An 18,255-nucleotide genomic window follows, 5' to 3' on the forward strand; every position below is an offset into this window, starting at 1 on the left:
TTCACGAGGCTTGAGTTGAGGATCCTGAATCAGTAATTAGCGGGAGATAGTTCTGCTCCGAGGCGGCCATTAAATCTCCGACCGGCATCGGTCGACCCAGCAGAAACCCCTGCAGGATTTGACAGCCATGGTCGGCGAGGAAAAGGGCCTGCTCTTTCGTTTCAACGCCCTCCGCCACGACGGTGAGATCGAGCGCGTGGCAGAGCCCGAGTATTGCTCGCACAATCCCATCGCCGTCGGGTGTGCCAATGTCATTAATAAAACTTCGATCAATCTTGAGTGTATCGATGGGGAAGTGACGGAGATAGCTCAACGAGGAGTAGCCGGTACCAAAGTCGTCAATGGCGAGTTTGAAGCCCAAAGCCTTCAATTGGCGAAGTTTATCGAGATTGTGCTCGGCATCGGTCATTACGACGCCCTCGGTTAACTCAAGTTCCACCGTATAGTTCAGATCCAGCTGTTTGATGATCTGCGTGAGGTGCGAGACGAAGTTGGATTGTCCGAATTGGATGGGAGATAGGTTGATACTCACCGATACACTGCGGGGAAAATTACTACCTGATTTTCGAGCGTCGGCATCGACTTCGCGCAAAATCCAGTCACCGAGCGGTCGAATGAGCCCGGTACGCTCGGCAACGCCGATAAATTGATCGGGGGGGATGGCGCCCAGTGTAGGGTGTTGCCAGCGTATAAGCGCCTCCACACCGCACATCTCGCCGGTTCGGGTGTCGATCTGTGGTTGGTACATCATGCGCAGACCGCCGGTATCGAGGGCGTCACGCAGGTCTTCTTCAAGCTGAAGCTGCAACTCGGCGTCGTCTTCAAGGGATTCGTCATAGACGCGCAAGCGGGCACGGCCGTCGGCTTTGGCGGCATACATGGCGGCATCCGCGTGGCGAAGCAAAAGCTCTGGGGTCTGTCCATGAAGGGGCGCCATAGCGGCTCCGATACTGGGTGTCAGTACCAGGGCATGCCCCTGAATCTCCACGGGATCATTCAGCGATTCCATGATCGCATTACCAATATCGGCAAGATGCTCAATACTCGCGGGATTGCGCACCACCACGGTAAATTCATCACCGCCAGGACGCGCCAGTTCAAAGGCGAGTGAATCAGGATCGGCGGTGACCGCGGCGCCCGGATAGTCGCTGATAATGGTCGCTATCTGTGTCAGAGCGTCCTGAATTCTCACTGCCATATTCCTGAGCAGGTCGTCACCGCGCTCGTGCCCAATCGAGTCATTGATCCGCTTGAAGTGATCGACGTCGATCACAATGAGCCCTGTCAGGCTCTCGCGCTTGTGACCGTCGATCAGATTCCGTCGCAACTGCTCATTGAAACTGCGTCGATTGGGCAGGTCGGTAAGGTGATCAAAGTAGGCGAGGTAGCGCAGCCGGTCTTCCTGCGCCTTGAGCTCATTGAACGCTTCTGCGGCACGCAGCATGTACCGAATATCCCGGCTAAGCAGTGACCAGTTAATAGGCTTGGTTTTGTACTGTGTGGCGCCAGCATTGAAGCCGCGATCAATGGAGTCTGCGTCCTCGGCACCGGTTGCAATCAGTACCGGCACGTTCATACCTTGCGGCAGGGCGCGTATCTCGGCGCAGACCTCCAACCCGGTTTTGCCGGGCATTTCGACATCGAGGAATACCAGATCCGGCAACTCTGACTGGAATGCCTCAAGTGCCTGGATGCCGTCCTCAGCGTCTATAACATCCATCCCCGCCGCTTCGAGACACTCTCGCGCCAGAACGCGGACCATCAGGTCATCGTCGCAGACCAGAATCTTCGAGGCTTTTCTGTTCGGAGTCGTCGCTTGCACGCAGGTTTCAGGCCGAGGTTTTGGTCAGGCTATCACGAACAGCGTGCGCGCTCCTAGCACGTCGGGCCAGGTGATCTCCCTGCCTGTGGGGCGCCGTACGACATCGAGCGGGTTTGTGCTAAAATAACCGGACTTCTGTTGGTTTCCCGCCCCGCTTATGTCCATTGCTGAAGACAATCTCGTCCGCATCCGCGAGCAGGTGCAGGGTCATCTCGATCGCACCACACAGGCGCGACTTGCCCCTGCTGCTGAACAACAGCTAATCGATCAAATCAAAACGCGTTTGAAGAAGGAAAACGCGGTCATCGTCGCGCACTATTATACGTCCCCGGAAGTTCAGGCCCTGGCCGAAAGCAGCGGTGGATGCGTTTCCGATTCTCTCGAGATGGCCCGCTTCGGGCGTGACCATAGTGCCGAAACGCTGGTGGTTGCCGGTGTTCGTTTCATGGGCGAGACCGCAAAGATCCTGACTCCGGATAAGCGGGTGTTGATGCCTACCCTGGAGGCTACGTGTTCGCTTGATCTCGGGTGCCCGGCAGACGAGTTTGTCGAGTTCTGTGACGCCCATCCTGATCGCGAGGTGGTGGTTTATGCCAATACCTCGGCGGCTGTGAAGGCTCGAGCTGATTGGGTCGTGACCTCCAGTATTGCTCTCGATGTGGTCGAGCATCTGTCGGATCAGGGTAAGAAGATTATTTGGGCCCCCGACCGTCATTTAGGGTCCTACGTCCAGCGTGAGACGGGTGCCGATATGCTGATGTGGGATGGCGCCTGCATTGTTCATGAGGAATTCAAGGCGCGCGGAATACTCGATTTGAAGCAGGTTCACCCGGACGCAGCGGTCCTGGTGCATCCCGAATCGCCCGCATCGGTGATCGATCTCGCGGATCATGTGGGCTCAACCACACAAATCATCAAGGCCGCTCAATCGCTTCCGAATAAAACCCTCATTGTCGCCACCGACCATGGCATTTTCTATCAGCTGCAGAAATCGGCGCCGGACAAGCAGTTTATTATCGCGCCAACGGCCGGGCAGGGGGCCACCTGCCGTAGCTGCGCCAATTGCCCCTGGATGGCCATGAATGAGCTTGAGTCACTCGCCCGTGTTTTTGATCGCGATGACAACGAAGTCATTGTCGACGCCGAGCTTGGTGTGGCGGCGATGAAACCGCTCAACCGCATGCTGGCTTTTGCCCAGGAGTTGCGCAAGGGTGTAGTCGGACGCGCTTAATGGCGATGCCAGTCAGCTCTTCTCGATTTCGTTCAGAATGGCCTGCACCTGCTCCAGCCGCTCGTTGATCTTCGCTGACCGGGTGAAATTGTCTTTCGAAAGCTTGAGAGCGTAGGTCAGCTGTTGTTTGGCCTGGTTGAAGCTGCCATTGAGAATAAAGTACTCGGCACGCGACCGATGCAGGCCCACAATATTCCCCGCCAAACCCTGGACTTCGGCCAATAAGTACCAAAGTCCTGGATCGGTGGGCTTACGGCGTGACTGCTCGACAAGAACCTGCTCGGCCACATGGGAATCTCCGGCCTGCTGAAGCGCGTGGGCGTAAGCCATTGTCAGGGGGTGGTTCCCGGGAGAAAGCTTCAATCGCTGATTGAGCTTTTCAGTCGCCTTGCGCGGATTGCCCCTGGCCAGCTCTATTTCGGCATCTGCAATCACATATTCGATACGATCAGGATCACCCGACCATATACCGTCGAGTGCAAGCGCCGCCTCGTCGGCGCGACCGGCATCAGTCAGAGCCAGCGCCAACCCGTAAATATTGGCTTCTCGAGATACTTGTTTGCCCTCTAACTCATCGTTAAACATCGCTACCGCCTCCGCGGGAGTCCGAGCGAAGTGGTTTTTCACGCGCGCGCGCATCAGTTGAAAATCCAGACTGACCGGACGAATGGTTCGTGGGTGTTGCAAGGCGCGTGCACGGGTATCAGCGATGCGCTTCTCCGACAACGGGTGGGTGCGGAGAAACTCAGGGACTCGATTTCCCGAGCTATAGCGGCTCGCGGAAAACATGCGCTCAAACATTTGTGGTGCGGCATACGGATCCATACCGGCGGCAGTCAGGGTCTGCATACCAATACGATCGGCCTCCGCCTCGTTGGCCCGGCTGTAGCGCAGTTGGCTGTTCTGAATCGCTGCCTGGGTAGTGCTGAGCGCGGCCATGCCGGCGTCGCCACCGACAGTAGCGGCCAAGACCAAACCGGCGATGAGGCCCGCAATATTGAGCGGCTGCTGTTTCTGCCCAAGCTCCACTCGCCGGGAAAAGTGCCGCTGGCTCAAGTGCGCGATTTCATGGGCAATAACCGTGGCGAACTCATCTTCGGTCTGGGCGTACTCAAAAAGTCCGTTGTGTACGCCAATGACCCCGCCGGGTACCGCGAAGGCGTTGATAGTCGGGTTATCGACAATCACCAGATCAATACGGCGATCCTGGAGCTCGCTGTGGTTAACCAGCTCGAAAACCAGGTTTTCAAGGTAGCTATAAAGTAACGGATCGTCGATGGTAGGTGCCTGGCGACGAAACACCTTTAGCCAGGTGCGCCCTATCTCGTACTCAAAGTCAGCCGAAAACAGACTGGTACTCGACTCACCAAGGTTTGGGATCTTGAGTTTGCTGTTATCCCGGTCTTGTGACCTCGCATCAGTCCCGACCGCGAGGCTGATGGCGAATACGGACATCAGCGCTACGCCGCGAATAAGCATCGAGAATCTGCGTGGATTGTGTACCATGTGGGGCACTTTAACGCATGTAAAGCACGAATCGTCGACCAGGAGCGTTGATAATGGTGCGAGCACGCTGAAAGGATTAAAGCCACGGTGGTTCCCCCTCAGGTGGAGTGGGACGACCCGGTAAGCATAAGTCAACGACGGGGTAGTAATGTCAGAGACAGCAGATCCAACCGCAGATGCGGTCACGGTGGATGCCCGAGACCAGCGATGTCCAATGCCTTTGTTGCTGGCAAAGCGTGCGCTGATGGGGCTCGATCCCGGTGCCGTGCTCGTGGTACTCGCCACCGATCCGGGCTCGTCCCGTGACTTTGCTGCCTTCGCGGCAATCGCGGGTCATCAGGTAGAAACGAATTATTGGTCCGAGGGCGTACTCAGGCATCTAATTACCAAGGGCCCGTTAAATGTTTGAAGTTTTTCAGAAGTGGTACCACCGCTACTTCTCCGAGGAAGAGTCGGTCGTCCTGCTGATTATTCTCGTGTCAGCATTGGTGGTTCTGATCACTATCGGTGATGTCCTGACGCCCGTTTTGGTGGCGTTGGTGCTGGCCTATCTCATGCAGGGTGTGGCGAACCAGCTCGCCGCACGCGGGGTGCCTCAAAGTCTGGGCGTTTGGATTGCGTTGCTCTTGTTCATGGGTGTGTTCTTCGGTTCGAGTTTCGGACTCGTGCCGCTTATCTGGCAGCAGCTGGCCAGTCTGCTCCGCGAGTCGCCCGAAATGATTGAGCAAGTCTCGAATCTTCTCAATGGCCTTGCGGCGGAATACCCGCAATTAATCAGCCAGCAACAAGTGGAGGAGTTACTCGGCGGTATTCAGCGCGAGTTGGCGCAATTCGGACAGGTTGTTCTTGCGCGCAGCCTCAGCCGTATCCCGGGATTGCTCGCGCTACTGGTCTATATGGTCCTGATCCCCATGCTGGTTTTCTTTTTCTTAAAAGACCAGCAAAAGATTTTTGCCTGGTTTAGCAGTTTTCTGCCCGAGCGGAGACCGCTGTTGCAGCGTATCTGGCAGGAAATGGACCAACAGGTGTCCAATTATGTTCGCGGAAAAGTGATCGAAATTATCATTGTGGGTAGTACGAGCTATCTTGCATTCACTATCATGGGACTCAACTACGCAGCATTGTTGGGCTTGCTGGTGGGGTTGTCGGTGATCATTCCCTATATCGGTGCGACTCTGGTCACCGTCCCTGTGGTCATGGTCGCTTATTTCCAGTGGGGCGTCGGGTCGGAACTTTACGCCATCACCGCTGCCTATCTGGTAATACAGTTGCTGGATGGTAACGTGCTGGTGCCCCTGCTGTTCTCGGAGGCGGTTAATCTGCACCCGGTGGCTATCATCATTGCGGTGTTGTTCTTTGGCGGTATTTGGGGGCTTTGGGGTGTGTTTTTTGCAATCCCTCTGGCAACACTGGTCAACGCCGTTCTGTGCGCCTGGCCTGCTCGACTGGACTCACCACCCAATCCCGCGTCCTGACCCACTCCTACGGAGTGCAGCCCATATTTTTGAGGAGAAACGTTGTGGCACGTTTATTTGTAGTGATCGGTATTGTTTTGGCACTGGTTGCCTGCTCGGGTCTAGGTCCCTCGACCACAGAATCCTATCTTAGCCCCACAAAGAGTGTCTCTGATTCTTACCAATACCGTTATCTGACCCTCGACAACAGCCTTGAGGTATTGCTCATTTCCGATCCGGATGCCATCAAAGGAGCGGCATCGCTCAATGTAATGGTAGGCAGTGGCGAAAATCCCATGGATCGCGGTGGGCTCGCCCATTTTCTTGAGCACATGCTCTTCCAGGGCACGGAAAAATATCCCGACGCGGGCGAGTATTCTGAATTTATCGGTGCCAACGGCGGCGCGCAAAACGCCTATACCAGCTCGGAGCACACCAACTACTACTTTGACGTAAAGGCCGAGGTGCTGGATGAAGCCCTCGACCGTTTTTCACAGTTTTTTATCGCGCCCTTGCTCGATCCAAAGTACGTCGACCTCGAGAAGAACGCGGTCGAGGCTGAATATCAGATGGGTTTGAATTCAGATGGCCGCCGATGGTGGGACGTGCTTCGTGAGATTGCCAATACCGGACACCCTTACAGCCGATTCGGTGTTGGTAACCTCGAAAGCCTTGCGGACCGGCCGGGACAGAATATCAGGGATGACCTTCGGGCATTTTACGAGGAGTACTACGATGCGTCGCAAATGAAGCTTGTGGTGCTCGGGCCGCAGGATCTCGATACATTACAGGCGATGGTGCAGCCAAAATTCAATGCGGTTCCCGATCGCGATTCGGTGATCGAGGATATTGCCGCACCGATTTTCGACCCTGAAGTACTGCCAACCCTTGTGGTTTCCCAGCCCACTGCAACCAGTCGCTCGCTGGAAATTCTGTTCCCCATGCCCAGCGATTATCGGGATGCCTACGATTCCAAGCCCCTGGCGTATCTTGGTAGCTTGCTCGGTGATGAGGGCCCCGGCAGTTTGCTGTCCTATTTCAAGAGTGCCGATCTCGCCGAGTCCGTTGGCGCCGGGGCTGGAATTAAGTGGCGGGGTGGCTCGATGTTTTATGTCAGCGTCGGGCTTACCGAAAAGGGAGTCGAGGAGTGGCAGACCATTGTCAGCAGCGTGTTTGCCTATATCGACCTGATCAACGCGGCGGGACCTGAGGCCTGGCGTTTTGAGCAGCAGCGGCAGCTGGCGGAAAGTCGTTTTCGCTTCCGCGAGGACATGCCCGCAAGCCAGTATGTGACCGGGCTCTCGGAGGCCATGCACTACTACGCGGCAGAAGATGTGCTGTCGGGACCGGTTTTACTCGAGACCTACCAGCCCGAGTTGATCGAGCAGGCCCTGTCTTATCTCAACCCCGACAATATGGTGGCATGGCTTAGCGCCCCAGGGGTTGAGACCGACCAGACCTCAGAGTTTTACGGTGTTGATTACGCGGTGAGTCCGTTGACGGCCGATACGTTCCTTGCCCAGCCGGCATTGGCCGCCAGTCAACTGCAATTGCCAGCCGAAAACCCCTTTATTGCCAGCGATTTTTCCCTGGTTGAGTTGGATCCAGATTATGTCGACAAGCCCGTCCAGCTGGTGGAAGAGGATCGTACCGATCTTTGGTTTATGCAGGACGACGAGTTTGCAAAACCCAAAGGGATGATGACGGCAAAATTTGAGGGTGGCCACATTCGTGCAACACCGAAGGATGCGGCGGTGGTGAGTCTTTATGCGGCGCTCGTCAACGACGCCACCAATGAGCTGGCCTATCCGGCAGGCGTGGCCGGGCTCGGCTTTTCGATCAGTAGCAGTGCCACCGGTATCCGTGTCCAGTTGAACGGCTATAACGAGAAGCAGAAGTTGTTACTCGATGAGCTGCTTCCCTATCTTCAACAAACAGAGTTTGCCCAACAGCGCTTTGACGCCCTTAAAACTGAAGCTATCCGCAGCCTGCGCAACGTGGTGACATCGGCGCCGTACAGTCAAACCCTCAACGATGCACGCCGGCTGATGCTGTCGGGTCAGTTCAGCGAGGCCGATCGTATCGAGGCGATGGAGACGGTGACTTTGGACGACGTGGTCAATTTCGCCAGGGAATTCTGGGCGACCACATCGGTGACTGCACTGGTCTACGGTAACTACACGACCTCCGATGCCGAGGCCTTTGCGAATACCCTCTCTGGTCTCATAGGTAGTGACGATCCCGTCGCACCGCGAGACACGCAGGTGACCCGCATCAGGCCGGGTGAGCATCTTCGCTACGTACGGGAGCTGGAGCATAACGACGCGGTGGTGTTCTGGTACACGCAGGGCCCGGCCGCGACGTTCGAGGATCGTGCGAAAACCTCACTCGCCACCTTTACCACAGAGCGCGCGTTTTTCGATTCCCTGCGCACAGAACAGCAGCTGGGTTACGTGGTGGCCAGCTTCAACTGGGTCCAGCGCGGAGTGCCCGGTTCGGGCATGTTAGTGCAGTCACCCAGTCATTCGGCCACTGCGGTTGTTCAGGCGATGTCCGAATTTCGCCGGCAACACGCTGAAAACCTGACCGAGGAGGAATTCCTCGAATACCGCGACGGTCTGGTTGTGCAGCTGCTGGAGCCTCCAAAAAATCTCTACGAGAAAGGCGGACGCCTGTGGGCAGAGCTCGACCTGGGCGAGCTGGATTTTGATACCCAGAAGCAGATTGCTGATCTGGTCGTGAATGTCGAGTACGACGAGTTGCTCGATTATTACCGCGAGCATTTCCTGGATAACGCCGCATGGATTCAGGTGATTGCGCCCGGTAAGCGGGGCGAGCTGCCGTCGGAGCCATCGGCGACGCGAATCGACGATGCCATCAGTTTTCGCAGTGTCCGACAGGGTGGCACCTGAGGTCAGCTCCAACGCTGTGCTCTATTGCTCTAAGAACCCGGCCTCAACGCCGGGTTTTTATTTTCCATTCCAAAATAGAACTATGTGACATTTTTCTGCAGAATCCGATAAGTTCTCAGTGAATTGTTGATTTTAAAGTTCTAAATTAGAACCCGAATAGGTGGGTTTGGACTAGGAGAGCGACGTGGCTGAGCAGCAACCAATAGACCCAACAGAGCAGCAGGAGTGGCTGGAAGCACTCGATTCAGTGGTGCGCTACCAGGGGGCAAATGCGGCGGGATCATTGATTCGGTCGGTTTACGAGCACGCGCAGACCGAGGGGATTCCATTACCCCAGTCAATCACCACGCCTTTCCGCAATACCATTGCCCCTGAAAATGAGCGCACCATGCCCGGCGACCTTTTCATGGAGCGCCGGATTCGGTCGCTGGTGCGTTGGAATGCCCTCGCTATGGTGATGCGCGCCAATGACAATGAAGAAGGACTGGGCGGCCATATCTCCTCCTTCTCTTCCAGCGCTACGTTGTATGACATCGGCATGAATCACTTCTTCCGAGGTACTGCCAACGGTCATCCAGGCGATCTTGTTTTCTACCAGGGTCACAGTGCGCCGGGCATGTACGCACGTTCCTATCTTGAAGGCGTGATTTCCGAGACCCAGTTGGAGAACTTTCGCCGGGAAGTGGACGGTAACGGGTTGTCATCCTACCCGCATCCCTGGTTGATGCCCGATTACTGGCAGTTCCCTACGGTATCCATGGGTTTGGGACCCATACAGGCGATTTATCAGGCCCACGTAATGAAGTATCAGTCCTCCCGTGGCCTCGTGGACCATCGCGACAGAAAAGTGTGGTGCTTCATGGGAGATGGCGAGTCTGATGAGCCCGAGTCACTCGGCGCCATCGCGCTCGCGGGCCGCGAAAAGCTGGGTAATCTGCATTTTGTCGTTAATTGCAACCTCCAGAGACTCGACGGCCCGGTTCGCGGCAATGGGAAGATCATTCAGGAGCTTGAGGGTGTCTTCCGGGGTGCTGGCTGGAACGTCATCAAGGTTATTTGGGGTCGCAAGTGGGATCCACTCATTGAGCGGGATCATTCCGGAAAGCTGCAGCAGCGTATGGACGAGGTCTGCGACGGTGAGCTGCAGAACTGCAAGTTCAACGGCGGTGCCTACACCCGCGAAAAATTCTTCGGCAAATACCCCGAGACCCTGGAGCTGGTCAAGGATCTCAGCGACGACGACATCATGTACCTCAACCGCGGCGGGCACGACCCCTATAAGGTGTACGCGGCCTACGCAGCAGCCTGCGAAGAGACTGAGCGCCCCACCGCTATATTGGCCATGACGGTGAAGGGGTACGGCACCAGCGAAGCCGGTGAGGCGAACAATGAAACCCACTCGCTAAAGAAGCTCGATGTCGACAGTCTCAAGGCATTCCGGGACCGGTTTGGCGTGCCCATCAGTGACAAAGACCTGCAGGATGTTCCTTTCTACCGGCCGCCTGAAGACAGCCCGGAGATGCGCTACATGCGTGAACGGCGCGCACAGTTGGGCGGTCAGCTTCCCAAACGTCGCGCCAACACCTCGGTCTCGGTATCCGTACCGGGGAGGGGTACCTACGCGAGCCAGATGAAAGGTAGTGGCAAGCGTGAAATCTCCACCACCATGTCGTTTGTGCGGATTCTCTCTTCACTGATCAAAGACAAAGAAGTGGGCAACAGCGTGGTACCTATTGTGCCCGATGAAGCCCGGACCTTCGGTATGGAGGGCATGTTCCGCCAGTTGGGTATCTACTCCTCGGCGGGCCAGAACTACACGCCCCACGATGCTGGCGGGATCATGTATTACAAAGAGGATGTAAAGGGCCAGATTCTCGAGGAAGGAATCAACGAGTCGGGCGCTTTTTCGGCGTGGTTAGCGGCGGCGACATCCTACAGCGTTTCGGATTACCCCATGATTCCGTTCTATATCTTCTATTCGATGTTCGGATTCCAGCGTATTGGCGATCTCGCATGGGCGGCGGGGGACAGTCAGGCCAGGGGCTTCCTGATCGGCGCAACATCGGGCCGTACCACGTTAAATGGCGAGGGTTTGCAGCACCAGGATGGGCACAGTCATTTGATGGCCACAACGATTCCCAACTGCATCAGCTACGACCCGACTTATTCCTACGAATTGGCGGTCATTATTCAGGATGGTGTCAGGCGGATGTTTGGCGAGGGTGAGAATTGCTTCTATTACATCACCACCATGAACGAAAACTACGTTCATCCTGACATGCCAGAGGGCGTTGAGGACGGCATCGTCAAAGGTATTTATCGTCTGCGTGGGTCCGAGGCCAAGCATGACAACCGTGTCCAACTCATGGGTGCGGGATCCATCCTGCGCGAGGTCGAAGCTGCCGCTGCTATTCTCGAAGAGCGCTTCGACGTGGCTGCTGACGTCTGGAGCATGACCAGCATCAACGAACTGGCGCGTGACGGCAAAGCTTGTCAGCGCTGGAACCTATTGAATCCGACAGAATCTGCGAAGGTCCCTTATCTGACGCAGCAGTTGGCGGAGTGCGAGGGGCCCTTTGTGGCTGCCACGGATTATATCCGCGCACACACCGACCAGATTCGTGAATTCATCCCGGGTAGTTTCTCTGTACTTGGTACCGATGGCTTTGGTCGCAGCGATACCCGTCGCAAGCTGCGACAGCACTTTGAAGTCAGTCGCGAGTATGTCGTTCTGGCGGCACTGAAATCTCTCGCGGATGCTGGCCAAATCGACGTTAAGGTCGTGGCCGATGCGATCAAGACGCTCGGTATCGATGCCCAAAAGCCCAACCCGGCCACCGCCTGATTTCGCGAGAGGAGACTGATCGTGTCGAAAACAAATATTACGGTTCCTGATATTGGCGGCGCCGAGGGCGCCGAAGTGGTCGAGGTCCTGGTCGCCGTCGGTGACGCAATCGAGCAGGAGCAGAGCCTCATCGTGCTCGAATCCGACAAGGCATCGATGGAAATTCCCTCAAGCCATAGTGGTACGGTTGTTGAGCTGAAAGTCGCCGTGGGTGATGCGCTGTCGGAGGGCGATATTATCCTGGTGGCCGATACCGGCGAGTCGGCAAGTGCCGCCGAGCCTTCCGAAGCGGACACCGAAGCGGACACCGAGGCAGCCCCCAGCGACAACGAATCTGCGCCAGAGACAGCGTCAAAAGATGCGGAGGAGGACGCGGCGGAGGAAGGTGCAGATGACGCCCCCGCAGAGGATCAAGAGCGTCTTGTGCCAGTCCCGGACATTGGTACTGACGACGATGTTGAGCTGATTGAAATCGTTGTTGCTGAGGGTGATGCCGTGGAGGAGGGCGATTCCCTCGTCGTACTCGAATCAGATAAAGCGTCGATGGAAGTGCCCGCACCTGAGGCCGGTGTGGTTACCGAGATCCTTGTGAAGTCCGGCGAGCAGGTGCGTCAGGGAACCGACATTGTCAGGTTGCGGGTAAAGGCCGCGAGTCCAGCGACCCCTGAGCCGAAGCCCGGGTCTCCGGAAGAGCCTGCAAAACCAGACGATACGGCGGTCGAATCTACACCGCCAGCGGCGAGTCAGTCGGCCGCCGAGCCAGCCGCCGAGCCAGCTGCCGGGCCGGCTACTGCAGACTCCTCCACGGGTGATTTGGCCTATGCCGGTCCGGCCGTGCGCAAGCTGGCCCGGGAGTTTGGTATTGACCTTGGCAACGTCGAGGGGTCTGGCCCGAAGTCACGTATTCTCAAAGAGGATCTGCATCAGTTTGTCAGCGGCTCACTGAAGAAGGAGCCGGGTGGTCCCGCGGGTGCAGGCATACCCCAGGTGCCCGGGACCGACTTCGCCAAGTTTGGTGAGGTCGACGCCCAGCCTCGAAGCCGTCTGGATAAACTGACCGCAGCCAACATGCAGCGCGCCTGGTTGAACGTGCCGCATGTTACGCAATTTGATGATGCAGACATTACCGATCTGGAGACCTTCAGGAAATCACTCAAGGCAGAGGCTGAGCAGCGAGGCACACGGATCACGCCGATACCCTTTCTATTGAAAGCCTGCGCGGCCGCGCTGAACGCTCACCCAAAGCTTAAGAGTTCGCTTGCTGATGGTGGCGACACATTGGTCCACAGGGCGTATTGCCATATTGGTATGGCGGTCGATACTCCGGCGGGTCTGGTAGTGCCGGTAGTGCGTGATGTGGATAAAAAATCGCTCTGGGAGTTGGCAGAGGAGGTTATTGAGTTGGCGACTCTGGCTCGGGACAAGAAGCTGAGGCCCGATCAGATGCAGGGTGGCGTTTTCAGTGTCAGCAGTCTGGGTAACATTGGTGGAAAGGGCTTTACGCCTATCGTTAACACGCCGGAAGTGGCCATCCTGGGTGTCAGCCGAGCGTCCGAGCAGCCGGTCTGGGATGGCGCCCAGTTTGTGCCGCGCACGCTGCTGCCGTTATCACTGTCCTACGACCACAGGGTGGTTAACGGAGGTGACGCCGGTCGCTTCTTGACCGATCTAGTGGGGTTGCTCGGCGACCTGCGGCGTATTCTTCTCTGATCGAGCCGTCAGCCGGTGTTGCGCATCCCCGCTGCAACGCCGGCAATCGTCACCATGAGTGCCTGCTCGACGGCCGGGTCATGGGTTTCGCGCACCCGGCGCAATAACTCGGCCTGTAACAGGTTCAGTGGATAGGCGTATACATTGCGCAGGTTGATCGACTCCATTCCCCACGGTTCGTGCTCAAGCAGTGTCTCCTGCTCGAGTAGCCCAAGCAGCGTAGAGCAATCCTCGTTGAGTGCTTGTCGCAGGGCGTTGCCAATCGGCTTTAACTCATCGACTACCAGCATCTGGTCATACAGCTCGGAGATACTGAGATCGGCTTTGGCAAACACCATTTCCAGCATGGACAGGCGGGCCGCAAAAAACGGCCACTGTGTCGCCATTGTTCTTAGCGTGGCAAGGTGGCCTTTATCGATGGCAGATTGGAGCGCCGATCCCGCGCCAAGCCAGGCGGGTAGCATCAATCGATTTTGCGACCAGGCGAAAATCCAGGGAATCGCACGCAGACTCTCGATTCCGCCATCGGAGCGACGCCGTGACGGCCTAGATCCCAGCGGGAGGCTGGCCAGTTCCTGTTCGGGCGTTGCCTGTCGAAAATAGGAGACGAAGTTTGGCTCTTCGCGGACCCAGTGACGATAGGCCGCACAGGAGTCTTCTCCCAGTCGGTCCATTAACCGCCTCCACTCGGGTTCAGGCGCCGGTGGTGGTTGCAGGTTGGCGCGGAGAACGGCGCTCGCGTATTGGCCGAAGGTATTAATGGCCAATGATTTCACTCCCAGTTTGGTGCGGATCATTTCGCCCTGTTCGGTCACCCGTAAGCCATTCTGCAGGGAGTGCGGCGGTTGAGAAAGTAGCGCCTGCTGTGCCGGCGCTCCACCGCGGCCAATGGTGCCGCCGCGACCGTGGAACAGGGTTAACCCCACACGGTGCTGTTCGCAGACCTTGAGCAACGCCTCCTGTGCCCGGTATTGAGCCCAGCCGGCCGCCAGCATTCCGGCGTCCTTCGCACTGTCCGAATAGCCGATCATAACGACCAGCTCTGCACCGGTACGTCTGAGATAGTCATCGTCCTCGAGAAGTTCGCCGATGACTCTCGGTGCGTTATCAAGATCCGCGAGGGTTTCAAAAAGGGGCGCTACGGGCATATCAATCGGACAACCCGTCGCCTTGAGCAGTAACTGCACGGCGAGGATGTCCGAAGGCTCGGATGCCATCGAAATCACATAGCTGCCCAGCGCTTCTCGGGGGGTTGACGCAATGGTTTCAAAAGTACGCAGGACTTCGCTGGCAACGGCGCCCGGATGCCATTCTCTCGGGATCAGCGGCCGTCGATTGAGTAATTCCGCGCGCAAAAATTCGCAGCGCCTCCGCTCGTCCCAGTCGGCATAGTCGCCAATATCGAGCGCGCGGGTCAGTTCTGACAGTGCCTGCGTGTGTTGGCTGCTCTCCTGGCGAATGTCCAGTTTTATCAGATGCGGGCCGAAGCAGCTCGCTCTGCGAATGGTGTCGAGCAGGGTGCCGTCTGCGATGCACTGCATGCCGCACTCGTTAAGCGATGCGTAGCAAGCCAGCAGTGGGTCTTCAAGGGTCGATTGGGTCAGGGCAGTCGGTGCAGGTGTATTGTTTGCAATGGCGTCATCGAGCGCATCCAGTTGGGAGCGCAGTGTGTCTCGCAGTGGTCTGAGCAGGGCACGGTAGGGTTCCCGCGCATGACCGGTCTCGCGCTGAAGCTGCGCTGAGCAGGAGGTCATCGACAACTCCTCTACCAGTGCCGATACCGACTGTAAAAACAGGTCGCAGGCCTGCCACTGGGCGAGGAGCAATACTTCCTCGGTGACGCTTGCGGTCACGTTGGGGTTGCCGTCCCGATCTCCGCCAATCCAGCTCGAAATCTGTATCGGGCTCCATTGCGCTGTGGGTGCGGGTAAGCCATGCACACCACAGGTATGGTCGACATCGCGAAGAAAGGCGGGGACGGCGTCCCAAAGCGAATTTTCGATGACGGCAAAGCCCCATCGAGCCTCATCGACTGGCGTTGGTCGATCGGTACGAAATTCATGGGTGTGCCAGATTTGAGTCACCAGCTCGGCGATCCGACGCCGGACTCCCGCCTCTTCATCCTCGCTGGTGGGTGGATCAAGTTGTCGCAGGCATCGCGTTATCTCACGGTGCTTGTGTATCAGTGTCCGCCGCGTGATTTCAGTGGGGTGGGCCGTCAGAACGAGGTCGATCGAGAGTGCCTCAAGGGCCGCGGTGATTTCCTCGCTGGTGCGGGTGTCGCGTAAATCGGTAATCGCTTTATCCAGTGTCGCGCGCGCCGAGAAATGCAGCTTCGTCGCGGAAGAAACCGAGTGGTATTGATCAGCAATATTGGCAAGGTTCAGGAATTGATTGAAGGCGCTGGCGATGCTGAGAATGGTGTTGTCGTCCAGTGTTTGCAGTAGCGAGTAAAGTTCGTCGAGGGTGTCGCTCGCCATTGAATCTTTGCTGCACAGTCTTATTTTTTCAACCGTTTGAAATAGGTCCTCGCCCTCGCTTTCCCGGACGATATTGCCCAGTGTTTCGCCCAGGAAACGCACATTGGCGCGCAATTGACGGTTGTCTATTGCGTTGCTCATTCGGTGGACTCCGCATAGCCTGGCTTGAGACGGGTGGCTTTAAGGCTGTCCTTGATTCGTGCGAGATGCGGCAAAAAGCGCTCGCCACGACGCAGTGTGACTCCCGTCGCCAGGACGTCTATGACCGCCAGCTGAACCAGTCGTGATGTCATCGGCAGATACTCTTCCGTATTTTCGCCAATGGTGAGCGTGATGGCGCAATCACTTTCCTGCGCCAGCGGTGACTGCGGAGCGGTGAGCGATACCACCGTCGCTTCGGTCTGTCGCGCCAGCTCCGCGACCTCGACCAGCGCACGGGTTCGCCCCGTATGCGAGATGATGAAGAAGACGTCTCCCACGCTACCCGCCGCAGCCAGCATTCTCTGCATCAGAGGGTCCTGATGATTGGTCACGGGTACGTTGAAACGAAAAAACTTGTGCTCGGCGTCCTTGGTGACGGCCGCGGAGGTGCCCAGACCAAAAAAATGAATGCGCCTGGCCTGAGCGAGAAAATCCACAGCCCGTGCGATATCACCGGTTGGTAGCTGTTCCTTTGCGGCGACCAGCGCACTGATGGCGTTGTCAAATAGCTTCCCGGGGTAGGTATCGATGTCATCACTAAACTCGACAGCGCGACTGATGTAGCGGACTCCTGAGACCATTGATGTTGCCAGTCGCAGTTTGAAATCCGGAAAGCCGCTGGCACCAAACCGCTTGCAGAATCTATTGACGCTGGGTTCACTGACGCCGGCCCGGCTCGCCAGTGAAGCGATACTCATCCGGGTGGCAGCGTCGGGGTCGGACAGAATCGCTTGGGCAACCTTGACTTCGGACTTGTTCAGGCCCGGCAGGGACTGATTGATGTCTTCGAGCAGATTGATGTCATATGCCATAGATGATTGTCCGTCACTGTTTTTAGGATTTTTCTGTAAAAATACTACGCGAATCGGTGACTTACCGTCTTTAACGCCGATTGTTTGCCAATTTACCACGAAGAATACGTAATAAAAACAACATAATATTGACAGCATCGGGGTGTATGGTCACTATCGTGGTAATAAAACGTTTAAAGCGCTGATGCTCAATGAGCGCCGGTGTTATTGGGAAGCAGAGAAGGGAGTTTTCATGATCAGGGTTGCCATCAACGGTTTTGGTCGTATCGGCCGTAACGTGCTCAGGGCGAGATTTGAGCGGCCCGAGATGGCGGCGGCTATTAAGGTCGTCGCCATCAATGATTTGGGACCGCCCGAGATGAATGCCCACCTGCTTCAGTTCGATACGACGCACGGGCGCTTCCATCATGAGGTGTCATACAGCGATAACCAGATTCACATCGACGATGAGGACATTGTGGTCTTTGCTGAGCGTGATCCCGCAAAGCTACCCTGGGGCGATCTGGGGATCGATGTCGTATTTGAGTGCACGGGACATTTCAATTCGCGTTCTGCGGCAGTCGCGCACCTGGAAGCCGGTGCCCAAAAAGTATTGTTGTCTGCGCCGGGCAAAGACGTTGATGCGACGGTGGTTTATGGCATCAATCATGACGCGCTGACGGGCAGCGAACAGATTGTCTCCAATGCCTCCTGCACCACTAATTGCCTGGCTCCGTTGGTCAAGCCACTGCACGATGCCGTGGGTCTGGAGACGGGATTGATGACGACGATTCATGCCTACACCAACGACCAGAATCTGATTGATGTGTATCACGCGGATCCCTATCGCGCCCGCTCGGCAACAAGCAGCATAATTCCCACCAAAACCGGCGCAGCGGCCGCTATCGCGTTGGTACTTCCTGAACTGGCGGGGCGACTCGATGGTATGGCGGTTCGAGTTCCGACCATTAACGTGTCACTGGTCGATCTCACGTTCAGTGCGTCTCGGGAAACATCACTTGAAGAAATTAACGCCATTATGAAAGCAGCGGCCGATGAAGATGGGCACGGCGTGCTGAAGTACAACGCGCAGCCGCTGGTCTCTGTGGACTTCAATCACAACCCGGCTTCGAGTAATTTTGATGCCAATCACACCCGCGTTAATGGCCGATTGGTCAAGGTATTGGCCTGGTACGACAACGAGTGGGGCTTTTCAAACCGAATGCTGGACACCGCGCTGGTATTGGTGGGCCAATAATTGGAGGGCTCTGACAGATAGCCCTGGTTGATCCCCGGGGCAGCA

At 56.7% G+C, this 18,255-nt stretch carries 11 protein-coding genes; 7 read left to right on the top strand and 4 right to left on the bottom strand.

Translation table 11 applies throughout. The annotated features are described in order from the left end of the window. Window position 1: 1 nt before the first annotated feature. Window positions 2–1,822 (bottom strand): putative bifunctional diguanylate cyclase/phosphodiesterase, encoded by a 1,821-nt coding sequence (locus tag NOR51B_RS08805; protein WP_009021523.1) that lies wholly within the window; start codon window positions 1,820–1,822, stop codon window positions 2–4. 157 nt (window positions 1,823–1,979) lie between these two features. Here NOR51B_RS08805 and nadA point away from each other — a divergent pair, with 157 nt between their 5' ends. Further along, a complete protein-coding gene (nadA, locus tag NOR51B_RS08810) occupies window positions 1,980–3,053 on the top strand; it encodes a quinolinate synthase NadA (protein WP_009020931.1) in 1,074 nt (357 codons plus the stop codon). Between the two features lie 12 nt (window positions 3,054–3,065). On the opposite strand, the gene NOR51B_RS08815 is transcribed toward nadA, so the two are convergent. Beyond that, window positions 3,066–4,532: a M48 family metalloprotease gene (locus NOR51B_RS08815; protein WP_009020761.1), complete on the bottom strand. Its 1,467-nt coding sequence runs from the start codon at window positions 4,530–4,532 to the stop codon at window positions 3,066–3,068. A 175-nt stretch (window positions 4,533–4,707) separates the two neighbouring features. On the opposite strand from NOR51B_RS08815, the gene NOR51B_RS08820 reads away from it, so the two are divergent. From NOR51B_RS08820 to NOR51B_RS08840, 5 genes are all read left to right on the top strand, one after another. Next, on the top strand, window positions 4,708–4,968 hold the full coding sequence (locus NOR51B_RS08820; RefSeq protein ID WP_009021662.1) for a sulfurtransferase TusA family protein: 261 nt from the start codon (window positions 4,708–4,710) through the stop codon (window positions 4,966–4,968). After that, complete coding sequence (locus tag NOR51B_RS08825) at window positions 4,961–6,034, top strand: AI-2E family transporter (protein ID WP_009020033.1); 1,074 nt, start codon at window positions 4,961–4,963, stop codon at window positions 6,032–6,034. The genes NOR51B_RS08820 and NOR51B_RS08825 overlap by 8 nt, the downstream gene beginning before the upstream one ends. Before the next feature lie 44 nt (window positions 6,035–6,078). After that, the gene (locus NOR51B_RS08830; RefSeq protein ID WP_009020043.1) at window positions 6,079–8,925 is read left to right on the top strand and encodes an insulinase family protein; all 2,847 of its coding nucleotides are present in this window, start codon (window positions 6,079–6,081) and stop codon (window positions 8,923–8,925) included. A 184-nt stretch (window positions 8,926–9,109) separates the two neighbouring features. Then, complete coding sequence (aceE, locus tag NOR51B_RS08835; protein WP_009020787.1) at window positions 9,110–11,770, top strand: pyruvate dehydrogenase (acetyl-transferring), homodimeric type; 2,661 nt, start codon at window positions 9,110–9,112, stop codon at window positions 11,768–11,770. A 21-nt stretch (window positions 11,771–11,791) separates the two neighbouring features. Continuing rightward, window positions 11,792–13,480 (top strand): dihydrolipoyllysine-residue acetyltransferase, encoded by a 1,689-nt coding sequence (locus tag NOR51B_RS08840; RefSeq protein ID WP_009019049.1) that lies wholly within the window; start codon window positions 11,792–11,794, stop codon window positions 13,478–13,480. A gap of 8 nt (window positions 13,481–13,488) precedes the next feature. On the opposite strand, the gene ppc is transcribed toward NOR51B_RS08840, so the two are convergent. Together ppc and hexR are read right to left on the bottom strand one after the other, a co-directional pair. Next, complete coding sequence (ppc, locus tag NOR51B_RS08845) at window positions 13,489–16,101, bottom strand: phosphoenolpyruvate carboxylase (protein ID WP_009019567.1); 2,613 nt, start codon at window positions 16,099–16,101, stop codon at window positions 13,489–13,491. Continuing rightward, window positions 16,098–16,973 (bottom strand): transcriptional regulator HexR, encoded by an 876-nt coding sequence (gene hexR, locus NOR51B_RS08850; RefSeq protein ID WP_040481970.1) that lies wholly within the window; start codon window positions 16,971–16,973, stop codon window positions 16,098–16,100. Before hexR ends, ppc begins: the two co-directional genes overlap by 4 nt. Window positions 16,974–17,205: 232 nt before the next feature. Between hexR and gap the strand changes: the two genes are divergently transcribed. Beyond that, window positions 17,206–18,210, top strand: coding sequence for a type I glyceraldehyde-3-phosphate dehydrogenase (gene gap / locus NOR51B_RS08855; RefSeq protein ID WP_040482487.1), 1,005 nt, complete (start codon window positions 17,206–17,208; stop codon window positions 18,208–18,210). Window positions 18,211–18,255 lie beyond the last annotated feature (45 nt).

Source organism: Luminiphilus syltensis NOR5-1B, assembly GCF_000158175.1.
GTDB lineage: Bacteria > Pseudomonadota > Gammaproteobacteria > Pseudomonadales > Halieaceae > Luminiphilus > Luminiphilus syltensis.

Bases quoted from the DNA above. Each gene is read 5' to 3' on its own strand.
- nadA (WP_009020931.1), top strand. From the start codon at position 1,980: ATGTCCATTGCTGAAGACAATCTCGTCCGCATCCGCGAGCAGGTGCAG.
- NOR51B_RS08815 (WP_009020761.1), bottom strand. From the start codon at position 4,532: ATGCTTATTCGCGGCGTAGCGCTGATGTCCGTATTCGCCATCAGCCTC.
- NOR51B_RS08820 (WP_009021662.1), top strand. From the start codon at position 4,708: ATGTCAGAGACAGCAGATCCAACCGCAGATGCGGTCACGGTGGATGCC.
- NOR51B_RS08825 (WP_009020033.1), top strand. From the start codon at position 4,961: ATGTTTGAAGTTTTTCAGAAGTGGTACCACCGCTACTTCTCCGAGGAA.
- ppc (WP_009019567.1), bottom strand. From the start codon at position 16,101: ATGAGCAACGCAATAGACAACCGTCAATTGCGCGCCAATGTGCGTTTC.
- hexR (WP_040481970.1), bottom strand. From the start codon at position 16,973: ATGGCATATGACATCAATCTGCTCGAAGACATCAATCAGTCCCTGCCG.
- gap (WP_040482487.1), top strand. From the start codon at position 17,206: ATGATCAGGGTTGCCATCAACGGTTTTGGTCGTATCGGCCGTAACGTG.